Origin of the sequence: Microbacterium excoecariae, from assembly GCF_011326725.1 — a bacterium.
GTDB lineage: Bacteria > Actinomycetota > Actinomycetes > Actinomycetales > Microbacteriaceae > Microbacterium > Microbacterium excoecariae.
In genome coordinates this window covers 1,520,199-1,532,819 of the sequence record NZ_JAANCO010000001.1, presented here as the reverse complement: position 1 = coordinate 1,532,819, position 12,621 = coordinate 1,520,199, and the positions used below count along the sequence as shown (strand labels likewise).

Annotated in this window: 11 protein-coding genes and 2 tRNA genes; 3 read left to right on the top strand and 10 right to left on the bottom strand. The window is 72.5% G+C overall.

Features of this window, described 5'->3' with window-relative positions; genetic code table 11:
• Nucleotides 1–4: 4 nt before the first annotated feature.
• The 6 genes from G8E01_RS07150 to G8E01_RS07125 all read right to left on the bottom strand — a co-directional run bounded on the left by G8E01_RS07150 (nt 5) and on the right by G8E01_RS07125 (nt 3,721).
• Nucleotides 5–658: an ATP-dependent Clp protease proteolytic subunit gene (locus G8E01_RS07150; protein ID WP_166317815.1), complete on the bottom strand. Its 654-nt coding sequence runs from the start codon at nt 656–658 to the stop codon at nt 5–7.
• 21 nt (nt 659–679) lie between these two features.
• Nucleotides 680–1,273 carry an ATP-dependent Clp protease proteolytic subunit gene (locus G8E01_RS07145; protein WP_166317812.1) on the bottom strand — a complete coding sequence of 198 codons (594 nt, stop codon included), beginning with the start codon at nt 1,271–1,273 and terminating at the stop codon, nt 680–682.
• A 157-nt stretch (nt 1,274–1,430) separates the two neighbouring features.
• On the bottom strand, nt 1,431–2,759 hold the full coding sequence (gene tig / locus G8E01_RS07140; RefSeq protein WP_166317809.1) for a trigger factor: 1,329 nt from the start codon (nt 2,757–2,759) through the stop codon (nt 1,431–1,433).
• Nucleotides 2,760–2,836: 77 nt separating this feature from the next.
• Nucleotides 2,837–2,910, bottom strand: a tRNA-Pro gene (locus tag G8E01_RS07135).
• Nucleotides 2,911–3,038: 128 nt separating this feature from the next.
• Nucleotides 3,039–3,112: transfer RNA gene (locus G8E01_RS07130), tRNA-Gly, on the bottom strand.
• A 78-nt stretch (nt 3,113–3,190) separates the two neighbouring features.
• Nucleotides 3,191–3,721 (bottom strand): gamma carbonic anhydrase family protein, encoded by a 531-nt coding sequence (locus G8E01_RS07125; protein ID WP_166317806.1) that lies wholly within the window; start codon nt 3,719–3,721, stop codon nt 3,191–3,193.
• 299 nt (nt 3,722–4,020) lie between these two features.
• Here G8E01_RS07125 and G8E01_RS13040 point away from each other — a divergent pair, with 299 nt between their 5' ends.
• The 3 genes from G8E01_RS13040 to G8E01_RS07110 all read left to right on the top strand — a co-directional run bounded on the left by G8E01_RS13040 (nt 4,021) and on the right by G8E01_RS07110 (nt 8,317).
• On the top strand, nt 4,021–6,864 hold the full coding sequence (locus G8E01_RS13040) for an AAA family ATPase (RefSeq protein WP_166317803.1): 2,844 nt from the start codon (nt 4,021–4,023) through the stop codon (nt 6,862–6,864).
• Between the two features lie 136 nt (nt 6,865–7,000).
• A complete protein-coding gene (locus G8E01_RS07115) occupies nt 7,001–7,483 on the top strand; it encodes a Dps family protein (protein WP_155048413.1) in 483 nt (160 codons plus the stop codon).
• 81 nt (nt 7,484–7,564) lie between these two features.
• On the top strand, nt 7,565–8,317 hold the full coding sequence (locus G8E01_RS07110) for a cupin domain-containing protein (RefSeq protein ID WP_338100764.1): 753 nt from the start codon (nt 7,565–7,567) through the stop codon (nt 8,315–8,317).
• On the opposite strand, the gene G8E01_RS07105 is transcribed toward G8E01_RS07110, so the two are convergent.
• The 4 genes from G8E01_RS07105 to G8E01_RS07090 are packed head-to-tail and all read right to left on the bottom strand — an operon-like array spanning nt 8,301 to nt 12,581.
• The gene (locus G8E01_RS07105; RefSeq protein ID WP_166317800.1) at nt 8,301–9,809 is read right to left on the bottom strand and encodes an amidohydrolase; all 1,509 of its coding nucleotides are present in this window, start codon (nt 9,807–9,809) and stop codon (nt 8,301–8,303) included. The two genes, G8E01_RS07110 and G8E01_RS07105, sit on opposite strands and share 17 nt — an antisense overlap.
• Before the next feature lie 13 nt (nt 9,810–9,822).
• A complete protein-coding gene (locus G8E01_RS07100; RefSeq protein ID WP_166317797.1) occupies nt 9,823–10,821 on the bottom strand; it encodes an Fpg/Nei family DNA glycosylase in 999 nt (332 codons plus the stop codon).
• Between the two features lie 3 nt (nt 10,822–10,824).
• Nucleotides 10,825–11,322, bottom strand: a complete 498-nt coding sequence (locus G8E01_RS07095; protein ID WP_155048410.1) for a ribose-5-phosphate isomerase — start codon at nt 11,320–11,322, stop codon at nt 10,825–10,827.
• Between the two features lie 29 nt (nt 11,323–11,351).
• Nucleotides 11,352–12,581: a ferrochelatase gene (locus tag G8E01_RS07090; protein WP_166317794.1), complete on the bottom strand. Its 1,230-nt coding sequence runs from the start codon at nt 12,579–12,581 to the stop codon at nt 11,352–11,354.
• Between the last annotated feature and the right edge of the window lie 40 nt (nt 12,582–12,621).

Below are 12,621 nucleotides of genomic sequence, written 5' to 3'. Positions count from 1 at the left end.
TCGATCAGGCCGACTGTCCGCGCTTGCGGGTCGTCAGCACCTGGTCGACGAGGCCGTACTCGACGGCCTCGGCCGCGCCGAGGATCTTGTCGCGGTCGATGTCCTTGTGCACCTGCTCCGCCGTGCGATTGGTGTGCTTCGCCATCGTCTCCTCGAGCCACGTGCGCATGCGCATGATCTCGGCCGCCTGGATCTCGATGTCGGAGGCCTGGCCGCCGCCCTGGCCGACGGCCGGCTGGTGCATCAGCACGCGGGCGTTGGGCAGCGCGAGGCGCTTGCCGGGCGCGCCGGCCGCGAGCAGCACCGACGCCGCCGACGCGGCCTGGCCGAGCACGACGGTCTGGATCTCCGGGGAGATGTACTGCATCGTGTCGTAGATCGCCGTCATGGCCGTGAACGAGCCGCCGGGCGAGTTGATGTACATGATGATGTCGCGGTCGGGATCCTGGCTCTCGAGCACGAGGAGCTGCGCCATGACGTCGTCGGCCGACGCGTCGTCGACCTGGACGCCGAGGAAAATGACGCGGTCCTCGAAGAGCTTGTTGTAGGGATCCTGCCGCTTGAAGCCGTAGGCCGTGCGCTCCTCGAACTGCGGGAGGATGTAGCGGCTCGACGGGGTCTGGAGGCCCTGGGGTGCGGGGGTGTACGGAGTGTGCATCGTCGAAATGTCCTTACTCGCTCAGTTCGCGTCGCGGTCCGTGCCGCCGCCGCCCGTGACGTCGGTCGCGCTCTCGCGGATGTGGTCCACGAAGCCGTACTCGAGCGCCTCCTCGGCCGTGAACCAGTGGTCGCGGTCGCCGTCGGCGTTGATCTGCTCGACGGTCTTGCCCGTCTGCCCGGCTGTGATCGCGGCGAGGCGGTTCTTCATCGAGACGATGAGCTCGGCCTGCGTCTGGATGTCGCTCGCTGTGCCGCCGAAGCCGCCGTGCGGCTGGTGCAGCAGGACGCGCGCGTTGGGCGTGATGTACCGCTTGCCCTTCGTGCCGCTCGTGAGCAGCAGCTGGCCCATCGAGGCGGCCATGCCGATCCCGACCGTGACGATGTCGTTCGGCACGAACTGCATCGTGTCGTAGATCGCCATGCCGGCCGTGATCGAGCCGCCGGGCGAGTTGATGTAGAGGTAGATGTCCTTGTGGGGATCCTCCGCGGCGAGAAGCAGGATCTTCGCGCAGATCTCGTTCGCGTTCTCGTCGCGCACCTCCGACCCCAGCCAGATGATGCGGTCCTTCAGCAGCTGGTCGAAGACACTCTGTGCCATCAGCGGTTCGGGCATTCTCACTCCATTCAGGTGTGCGTTGCTTTGACACTACCGGCGCGGAAACGGGCGGATCCCCGTGTTCGCCGTGGGCATACGGCAGGCGCGCCGACACGCGCGAAGCGGGGCCCGGCGACGGATCGCCGGGCCCCGCTTCGCGCGCACAGAGGCCGGGTTACTTGGCCTCGTCGGCCTCGGTCTCGTCGGCCTCGGCGTCGTCCTCGTCGGCCGTCGCGACGAAGCCCTCAAGGTCCACGGCGTCGCCGTTCGAGTCGACGACACTCGCCTTGCCGAGCACGAGCGCGATCGCCTTGTTGCGCGCGACGTCGCCCATGATCGACTGGAGCTGGCCGCCCTGCTGGAGCGCCTGGATGAAGTCCTGCGGGCTCATCCCGTACTGGCCCGAGGCCTGGATGAGGTACTGCGTGAACTCCTCCTGGGAGACCTGCACGTCGAGGTCCTGCGCGATGCGGTCGAACAGGAGCTGCGTGCGGAACTGCTTCTCGCTCGCCTCCGTTACCTCGGCGCGGTGCTCGTCGTCCTCGAGGCGGTTCTCCTGCTCGAGGTGACGGTGCACCTCGTCCTCGATGACGCTCGCCGGGACGGGCAGCTCGACCGCGCCCAGCAGCTGCTCGACGAGCGCGTCGCGCGCCGCCTGCCCCTGCGAGAACGTGCTCTTCTGCTTCGCCTGGTCGGCCAGCGACTCGCGCAGCTCCGCGAGCGTGTCGAACTCGCTCGCCATCTGGGCGAAGTCGTCGTCGGCCTCGGGGAGCTCGCGCTCCTTGACGGCCTTGACCGTGACGTGGACCTCGGCCTCCTCGCCGGCGCGCTCGCCGCCGACGAGCTTCGAGCGGAACGTCGTGTCCTCGCCCGCGGTCAGCGAGTCGATCGCGTCGTCGGTGCCCTCGAGCAGCTCGCCCGAGCCGAGCTCATAGGACACGCCCTCGGCGCGGTCGATCTCGTCGTCGCCGATCGTCGCGACGAGGTCCAGCTCGACGAAGTCGCCCTTCGCGGCCGGGCGGTCCACGGGGACGAGCGTGCCGAAGCGCGCGCGGAGCTCCTCGAGCTCGGCGTCGATCGCGGCGTCGTCGACATCGATCGCGTCCACCGTGACCGAGAGGTTCTCCAGGTCGGGCACCTCGAACTCGGGCGCCACGTCGACCTCGATGTCGACCTCGAGGTCGCCCGAGAAGTCCTTCTCGGCCGGCCACTGGGTGATGTCGGCCTGCGGGCGGCCGAGGATCTGGAGCTCGTTCGAGACGACGGCCTCGCGGAAGAAGCCGTCGAGGCCCTCGTTCACGGCGTGCTCGATGACGGCGCCGCGGCCGACGCGCTGGTCGATGATCGGCGCGGGCACCTTGCCCTTGCGGAAGCCGGGGATCTCGACGTCCTTGGCGATGTGCTCGTAGGCGTGGTCGATGCTCGGCTTGAGCTCCTCCGGGGTGACCGTGATGTGGAGCTTGACCCGCGTGGGCCCGAGCTTCTCGACGGTGGTGTTCACCATGCTGATTCGCTTCTCCTTGTTGCGACACCCGCGCGGCTGGTCTGCGTGTGCGGGCTAGGTCTGGGGTGGGCCGGACGTCGGGGCGACAGGATTTGAACCTGCGACTTCCCGCTCCCAAAGCGGGCGCTCTACCAAGCTGAGCTACGCCCCGCGAATTCCGCGACATTCGGGAACACGAAACGGCCTCGTCGAGTCTAGCCGACGCGAGGCGCGGATCCTCACAGCTCGCGGGGCGCGCGGGCGCGCCGGCCATCCGGAGAAACCGCGCGCGAAGAAACGTGGAGGGGATGACGGGAATCGAACCCGCGTGACCAGTTTGGAAGACTGGGGCTCTACCATTGAGCTACATCCCCGCGATCGCCCGCAGGCGACCCGATCCACTCTAGCGGATCCCGCGGGGTGCTCCCGCCCCGGGCCGACACCCGGGCGCGTCAGAGGCTGTCGGCGTGCCGCTCGGCGTGCGCGAGGTACCGCTCCGCATTCGCGCGGAGCCCCGCGATCTCCTCCGCGGTCAGCGGACGGCGCACGCGCGCCGGGACGCCCGCCACGAGCGAGCGAGCGGGGATCTCGGCGCCCTCGAGCACGACCGCGCCGGCCGCGACGAGGCACTCCTCGCCTACGACGGCGCCGGACAGAACCACGGCGCCCATGCCGACGAGCGTGCCGTCCCCGATCGTGCACCCGTGCACGACCGCGCCGTGGCCGATCGAGACGCCGCTCCCCACGACCGCGGGATGCGCGGCGTCGGTATGAATCGTCACGTTGTCCTGCACGTTGCTGCGCGCACCGATGCGGATCGTTGCCACGTCGCCGCGGAGCACCGCATTCATCCACACGCTCGCGCGGTCCGCGATCGCGACGTCGCCGACGAGGCGCGCCCCCTCGGCGACGAACGCCGTGTCCGCAATCTCGGGGCGCGCGCCGCCCAGCGCGCGAATGGTCGCGCTCGAAGAGATCGTCATGCGCCGAAGCTTAGCCACCGGGACGTCGCGTCTCAGGCGCCGGGATGCCGCGGAAATAGGGACTTCTCCCGATCCGGGTAACCCGCCTCACCGGGAAGCCTGAGGTCTCGACACCCAGGAGGCCCCATGCACACCGACCCGCTTTCCGCCCTCACGCGCTATCGCGAGGACGTACACGCCGCCGAGCGCCGCCTCGCGCACGAGCATCGTCGCGCGGGCCATCCACAGCCGCGATCGCGCACCCGCTGGCGCTTCGGCCGCTCCTCATTACCGCGGCGCCGCGCTGAGACAATCGTGTCGTGAGCTTTTCGCGTTCTCTTCTCGTCGGTCGCGACGAACCCTTGCGAGCCGTCTCTCGCGCCCTCGACACCGCCGCGGAGGGCGCCTTTCGGACCCTCCTCGTCGAGGGCGAGGCCGGTATCGGGAAGACCCGGCTCGTCGCGGAAGCGCTGTCGCGGCTCGACGGGCGCCGCATCCTGGAGGGACGCTGCGTGGAGGGCGGCGAGCCGTACGCACCCCTCATCGGCGCCTTACGCCCCTCCATCGCGGAGCGCGGCCCCGCGGGGGTAGAGGCCGCAGTCGGGGGCGGGATCCATGCGCTGCGCGCCCTGTTTCCGTCCCTGGGCGCCGGACCGGCGTCCGACACGTCCGCCGGCGCGCTCCACGAGGCGCTGGCGCTTCTGATGGAAGACGCGGCGGGAACGGATCCGCTGGTCCTGGTCATCGAAGACGTGCACTGGGCGGACCCGGCCACGCTCGGCGCTCTGCGCGCCTTCGTGCGCGTTCCCCCGGCCGGTCCGATCGCGCTCGTCATGACCGCGCGCCCGGAGGACGTCGGCCGGATGGACCCGACCCGGTCGTTCCTGCGCGAGCTCGCGCGCGACCGCGGTGTCACGCGGGTGGCGCTCACGCGACTCACGGCGAGTGGAGTGCGTCGCATGGTCGCCTCGATCACGGGTCGCGCGCCGGGCGCCACGGAGGTCGCCCGACTGGCGGCCCGGAGCGACGGCGTGCCCTTCTACGTCGAGGAGCTCGCGGGATTACCCGAGGACGACCTTCCCGACGACCTGCGTGACCTTCTCCTCGTGCGCTACGAACGACTTTCCGAGACCGCTCAGCGCGCCGCTCGCGCGCTCGCGGTCGGTGGTGCCAGAGTCGAGCACGCGCTCCTCACGGCCGTCCTCGACGGCGACGACCTGCGCGGCGACGACCTCGACGGCGCGCTGCGCGAGATGATGCGGGAGCGCTTCGTGACCCTCGAGGGCGGCGAGTGGGTCTTTCGGCACGCCCTCGTGCGCGAGGCCGTTCTCGGCGACGTCATGCCCGGCGAGCTGCAGCGCCTGCACGCGCGGTTCGCCGATGAGCTCGCCCGGACGCCCGGCGACGACGCCACGCTCGCGGCGCACCGCGAGGGCGCACGCGACCTCGGCCGTGCCTTCGCCGCGTGGCTGCGCGCGATGCGCGCGGCGCGGGAACAGCGCGCCATCGCTTCGGCAGCGGACTACGGCGAGCGCGCCCTGAGCCTCTGGGATCGCGTCGAGGATCCCGACGGAGTCGCTGGCGTCGGACACGCGGAGCTCGCCTGCGAGACCGCGGAGCACCTGCGCGACGCGGGCGAGGAAAGCCGATCCCTGCGCCTGATCGACGAGGCGTCGGCACGCATCGCCCCAGGCACGCTCGACGAAGCGCGCGCCCTCTCCGCGCGCGGGGGGAGCCTGACCATGCTGGCGCGACCCGAGTCCATGGCGTGCTATCGCGCCTGCATCGCCGTGCTCGACGCGCTTCCCGATGACCCGCCCGCGCTCTCCCTGCGGGTCCAGGCGATGACGTCGCTCGCGGGCCGCCTCATGCTCTACGGCGATCTCGCGGAGGCCGAGCGCACAGCCCGCGCCGCGGCCGACACGGCGCACGACCTCGCTGATCCGTTGCGCGAATCCATCGCCGTCAACATCGCGGCCCGATCCGCGGGTGCGCTCGGGCGGATCGACGAGGCCTTTGCGGGCATGGCTCGCGCGCACGCCCTCGCGGGTGACGACTCCCGCGCGACGATCCGCTACGCGGTCAACGCCTCGGATCTTGCCGAACGCACGGGCGATCACGACGAGGCGCTCGAACTCGCGCGTCGCGGGATGGCGGTCGCACGCGAGCGCGGCATGGCACGATCGTTCGGCGGCATTCTGGCGAGCAACGCCGCGGATCCGCTGATCGCCCTCGGGCGCTGGGAGGAGGCCACGCGCGAGATCGAGCGCGCCCTCACCCTGGATCCCTCCGCCATGCATCGCTCCTATCTCGCCCGCGCCCGGGCGTCGATGGAGACCTGGCGCGACGAGCTGGACGCCGCGGAAGACACTCTCATCGCGGAAGCGCGCACGTTTCGCGCGCTCGAGGCGATCGACCAGCAGTCCCGGCTCGAGGTCGCGCGCGTGCGCGCCGACCTGAACCTCGCGCGGGGACGCGGCGACGATGCGTGGCGGGCCGTCGCACCGTTCTTCGCCCGTGACGACGAATCGTTTGACGCCTCGCACGTGTTTCCGCTCGCCTGGACGGTGGCGCGCGCGATCGTCCAGGCCGCGGCGACGTCCCGCGAGATCGACCCCGCCTCAGAATCGCGGCGGCTTCGCCGGCGTCTCGATGCGGTGGCGTGGTGGCCGTCCGCGCCCGCGTGGCGCACGGTCATCGAGGCCGAACTCGCCGGCACCGCCGAGGGGTGGCGCGCCGCGATCGAGGTGGCCGACGACCCGCACCTGACCGCGGCCGTGGCACCCCACGCCCGGGTGCGTCTCGGCGCCGCGCTCCTCGCCCGCGAGGACCGCGAGGGGGCTCGCGCGGAGCTCGCACATGCGATCGCGCTCGCCGATGCACGCGGCGTGCGGCTCGTGGCGCGACAGGCGCGCGAGCTCACGCGCGAGGCCGGGTTCGGCCCTCGTGCCGCCCACGGGGAGCTGACCGCGCGGGAGCGGCAGGTGCTCGAGCTCGTCGCCGAGGGCCTGGGCAATCGCGATATCGCGGCGCGCCTGTTCATCAGCCAGAAGACCGTGAGCGTGCACGTGTCCGCCGTCCTCCGGAAGCTCGGGGCCACGAATCGCACGGACGCCGCCCGGCGCCTGCCCACGCTCGAGGCACACCCGAGCGACCACACTTAGGCAAGGCTCACATTTCCCAGGTCACGCATCATTTCAGCCCAGGCTTCCCTTGCTTGCGCGGAATGCGGATCCGAGTAGCGTTGTTGTCATCACGGCGGGAGCACCCTCCCGCCACTCAGATGAGAAGGGGATTCGCATGAGCAACAAGACCATTGCCACGACCGCAGCCGACCCGACCGTGGCCGCCGCCGCGAGCCAGTTCCTCTCCCCCGTCGTCCTGGGCCTCCAGGCCCTCACCGTCAACGGCAAGCAGGCGCACTGGCACGTGCGCGGCGCGAACTTCATCGGCGTGCACGAGTTCCTCGACACGCTCGTCGAGCACGTCGGCGGCTGGGCCGACGAGGCCGCCGAGCGAATCGTCGCCCTCGGCCTCCCGATCGACGCGCGACTCGAGAAGATCGCCGACACCGTTCCCGCCACGGGCGCCCCCGCGGGCTTCGCGCAGTCGGACGCCGTGATCGCCGGCATCGTCGGCGACATCGACGCCGTGATCGCGAACCTCGACGCGGCGATCGACGGCCTCGACGAGATCGACCTCACGAGCCAGGACGTCGCGATCGGCATCAAGGCCGGCCTCGAGAAGGACCGCTGGTTCCTCGTGGCCCACGTCGCCGAGTAAGACGCACGGCCCACAGCGCGCCCCGCCGACTCCGGCGGGGCGCGCTGGCGTCTGCGGCGGCGGCGGTGCCAGACTGGTCGCGTGGCCGACGACGACACGCATCCGTCCTCCTTCCCCGGGGGCACCTCGCTTAGCCTGCTCGAGGCCTACGACGACGCCGCGGGAGACGGCCTGGCCGGCGGAAGCCCCCACATGCACCTCGTCTCGACAGAGGCGTACATCGTCACGGGCGGGCGCGGCGCGCTGCAGACCCTCGACCGGTCCGGCTTCCGGGAAACGCCGCTCGCCGCCGGATCCGTCGTCTGGTTCACGCCCGGCACGATCCACCGCGCCGTCAACCACGGCGCGCTCACGGCCGTCGTACTCATGTCGAACGCGGGGCTGCCCGAGGCCGGCGACGCCGTCCTGACGTTCCCCGACGCCCACCTCGCGAGCGAGACCGCGTACGCCGAGGCGGCCGCGATCGACCGACCCGGGTCGGATCCGCGCGCGCTCGCCCGCGCGCGCCGTGATCTCGCCGTCGCGGGATTCCTCGAGCTGAAGGAGGCCGCCGAGGCGGGGGACGACGCGCCGCTGACGGCGTTCTTCGACCGCGCCGCCCGCCTCGTCGCGGGCCGGGCGCCGGGGTGGCGCGGGCTGATCGAGCGGGGCCCGCTCGCGCAGGCGCGCGCCAGCGTCGAGGTCGCGACGCGCCTCGCCGCGGGCGACGCGGCGCACCTCGCGCACGGCGGCGTCCACCGGCCACGCCCGTCCGCCGGCGCGACGCGGCTCGGGATGTGCGGGCACCTCACAACGTTCGACGTCGCGGAGGGTCCCGTCACGCCGCGTGCGTGACCCGGCCTCCCAGGAGCGTCGCCTGCACGGGCATCGACCGCAACGACGCGGCGTCCCGGCAGCGGAGCGGATCCGCCGACACGACGGCGAGATCGGCCGCGTGTCCGGGGAGGATCACCTGCGGATCCGCGGATCCGCCCGCCGTCGACGCGGCGAGCGCCGTGCGGATGTCCAGCGCCTGCTCCGGGCGCCACGGCGCGCGCTCGTCGTCCGTCCGGAACACCGCCGCGGCCATCTGGGCCCAGGGGTCGAGCGGGGACACGGGCGCGTCGGACCCGAAGAGGAGATTGGCGTCGCGGGCCGCCAGCGTGGCGAGCGGGTAGGGCGTCGCGTGCTGGCACGACCAGTACGCGTCCGTGAGGTCGCGATCGTCCACGAGGTGCTGCGGCTGGACGCTCGCGTCGACGCCGAGGCGGGAAAAGCGCGGCACGTCGGGCGCCGCCACGAGCTGGGCGTGCTCGATGCGCCCGGAAAGGCCCGCGCGGGCGAAAGCGTCGAGCGCAGCGGCGTTTGCCGCGTCCCCGATCGCGTGAATCGTCGTGGCGATGCCGGCCGTCGCCGCGCGCGCGACCAGCTCGACCATGCGCTCGGGATCCGTGCCCAGGGCACCCCGATGGCCCGCGTGGCCGTCGTAGTCGACCGTCGTCGCCGCCGTGCGGCTACCGAGCGCCCCGTCCCCGAACACCTTCAGCATGCCCATCCGCACGAGCGGGTTCGCCCCGAGCGGATCCCCCGTCGCCAGGCCCTCCGCGATGGCCCGCTCCAGGTCGTCGGGGTACACGTTCGAGAATACGCGTAGGGCGTCCCACCCCGCGTCGGCGCGGCGGCGCCACGGGCCGTGGTTCTCGCCGAACTCGAGGTCCCAGATCCCCACGACGCCGCGCGCGGCCGCGGCGCGCGCGGCCCGGTCGTGGGCCGCGTCGGCCACGGAGCCCGCGACGTCGTCGAGGTCGTCGATCAGCGCGAAGGCCGCCGCCTCCCGCACGAGGCCGTCGTGCGTGGGCTCCAGGCGCTCACGCCGGAACGCCGCGGAATTCAGCCACACGGCGTGCACGTCGGAGCTGAGGAGGTAGGTCGGGACGTCGCCGGTGGCCGCGTCGAGAACCGCACGCGTCGGCGCCGCCGCCCAGAGGCCGTCGCGCCAGTGGGTGAGCACGCGCCGCCCGTCCGCGCCCGGCGCGATGCCCGCGGCGAACCGCGCGGCCTCCTCGGGCGAGGCGGCGTGCTGAACCGAGGGGCGCGTCGTCGCGAGCGACCACTGCAGGAAATGGGTGTGGTGGTCCCAGAGGCCCGGCACGAGCCAGCCGCCCCCCGCGTCGAGGACCCGCCCCCGACGCGGGAGCGCGCCCGCCGGGGCGATGTCCGCGATCGCGCCCGCGGCGAGCCACACGTCAAACACCCCGTCGCGCTCGACGTCGGGGTGCGCGAGCAGCGCGCGCCCCTCGCCCGCAACGCGCACGTTCGCGACGACGTCGATGTGCTCGCCGATCATGGTCGTTCTCCCCTCACCGCTGGCACGTGGGGCACCAGTACAGCTTGCGCGCCTGCATCTCCTCGAGGACGATCTCCGTCCCGCAAACCCGGCACGGCAGGCCCGCGCGGTGGTACACCCAGTGGCGGTCGTCCCGCGAGGCCATCGCGGCGCGCCACTCGGCGTCCGAGAGGCCGTCCATCGTCATCATCTGGCCGGTCTCGACGCCGATGGCAAGGAGGCGCGTCCAGTCGCGCCAGAGCTCACGCACGAGCTCCTCCGGGATCCGCTTGCCCGGGGTGTGAGGATCGAGGCGCGCGCGAAACAGCATCTCGGCGCGATAGACATTGCCGATCCCGCTCACGACGGCCTGGTCCATGAGGAGCTGCCCGATGGCCACGCCGCGCCGGCGCACGGCGGCGACGAACCGCTCCTCATTCTCCGCCGGGTCCCCGACGAGCGGATCCGGCCCGAGCCGGTCCGTGACCTCGCGCACCTCGTCGGGCGTCGCGACGACGCACGCCGTCGGCCCCCTCAGGTCCGCGCAGGTGAGGTCGGTGAGGAGGCGGGCGCGCACCTGCCCCACGACGGGCGGCGGCCACTCGGCCTCGCCCGCGTCCGCGATGCCCCGCGTCTGTTCCGACATCCGCACGTGGCCGCGCGCCTTCCGCGGCGCGCCGATCGACGCGAGCGAGTTCTCGCCCGCGTCGTCCAGGATCCGCTCGGCGTCGGTCCCGCGCTGGTTGGTCTGGCCCATGCGCCCGTTCGCCGACGCGATCGTGGGGTCGACGAGGATCTCCCCCGCGAAGTCCCACGCACCGTAGAGCCCGAGGTGCACGCGAAGCCACGCCTGGCCCGCAAACTCGAGGAACATCTGCTTCCCGACGGCGCGTGCGCCCGTCATCTCCCGCCCGTCGAGCGCGGCCGCGCCGTCGGCGAAGCGCCCCTGCGGGCTCGAGACGGCGACGGGGCGCCCGACGAAGTTCCGGGCGAACTGGCGCGCGATGCGGTGGACCGAATGCCCCTCGGGCATCCGTCAGGCCCGCTCGCGCGGCGCCGGGGTGTCGACGAGCTCGCCCGCGCGCTCGTACGCGCCGACCTGGGCGATGCGGCGCGCGTGGCGCTCCTCCCCCGAGAACGGCGTCTCGATGAAGCGGTCGATGAACCGGGCCGCCTCCTCGAAGGTGTGCTGGCGGGCGCCGATCGAGATCACGTTGGCGTCGTTGTGCTCGCGCGCGAGCTCGGCGGTCGACAGGTTCCACACGAGCGCCGCGCGCACGCCCTCGACCTTGTTCGCCGCGATCTGCTCGCCGTTACCGGATCCACCGAACACGACGCCGAGCGCCGCGCGCCCCGCCCGCTGGTCGGCGACGACCGCGGCCGCCGCGCGGACGCAGAAGGCCGGGTAGTCGTCGACCGGGTCGAAGTGGTCGGGGCCGTGATCGATGACGACGTGGCCGCGCGCCGCGAGGTGGTGCTGCAGCTGCGTCGAGAACTCCAGGCCGGCGTGATCGGTCGCGATGTGGATGCGCATGAGGACGATTCTTCCCTATCTCGGCCGGGTCACGGCGCGAGGCCGGCGGCGGCGGGGCGGAAGCCGAGGCGGGCGTTCTCGCACTCGCCGGGACGCGGGATGTCGTGCCACGGTCCGAGGTCCGTCACGTGCGGCCGCTCGGCCGCGGGCGTGCCGTGGATCCGCTCCTCGATGAGGTCGACGAGTCCCGCGACGAAGGCGGGGTGCACGCCGGGGGTCGCGGGCCGAGCGAAGGCCAGGCCCGCATCCGCGGCCGACTGGCGCGCCTCGTTGTCGAGGTCCCAGAGCACCTCCATGTGGTCGCTGACGAAGCCGAGCGGCACGACGGCGACCGCGCGCACGCCCTCGTCAGGGAGCGCGGCGATGGCGTCGTTCACGTCGGGCTCCAGCCAGGGCTGCGACGGCGGGCCCGAACGCGACTGGAACACGAGCGACCAATCGACATCCGCGGCCGCGGGCGCGGCGCGGCGCACCTCGCCCATGACGTACTCGGCGACCGCCCGGTGCTGCGCCGCGTACGCGCCGCCCTCGCCGAAGTCGCGCCCGCGTGGCCCGGAGCGCTCCGCGTCGCCCGTCGGGATCGAGTGGGTCGAGAACAGCACCCGGATCTCCGACGGCGCGTACCCGCCGTCCAGCCACCCTGTCACGGCCGAGGTGACGCCCTCGACGAACGGCGCGACGAATCCCGGGTGGTCGAAGAACAGGCGCACCTTGTCGATCGTCATCGGATCCGCGCCCGCACCGAGTTCCGTGCCGCCGTCGGCTCGGGGCCCGAGGATCCGGGCGAAGTCTTCGCGATACTGTCGCTCGCTCGAGTACGAGCTGTAGGCGCTCGTCGCGACGGCGAGCATGGTGCGGTGACCGTCCGCGTACGCGCGCGTGACGGCGTCCTCCATCATCGGGTGCCAGTTGCGGTTGCCCCAGTAGACGGGCAGGTCGTGGCCGCGGCGGGCGAGCTCGGCCTCGAGGGCGGCGAGCAGCTCGCGGTTCTGCCCGTTGATCGGGCTGACGCCGCCGAACGAGCGGTAATGCGTCGCGACCTCCTCCAGGCGCTCGTCCGGGATCCCGCGGCCGCGCGTGACGTTCCGCAGGAAGGGAATCACGTCCTCCTGCGCCTCCGGCCCCCCGAAGCTCGCGAGCAGGATCGCGTCGTACGCGGTCGGGGTTTCGACGAAGGCGGGGCCGGATTTCGCCGCCTCCGAGGCGTAGAGAACGGCCGGATCCTGTGCTTCCGCGGGAAGAGCGTCGACGTTTTTCACCCCGACATTTTCTCACCGATCCGCCGGGGCGCTCATCCTC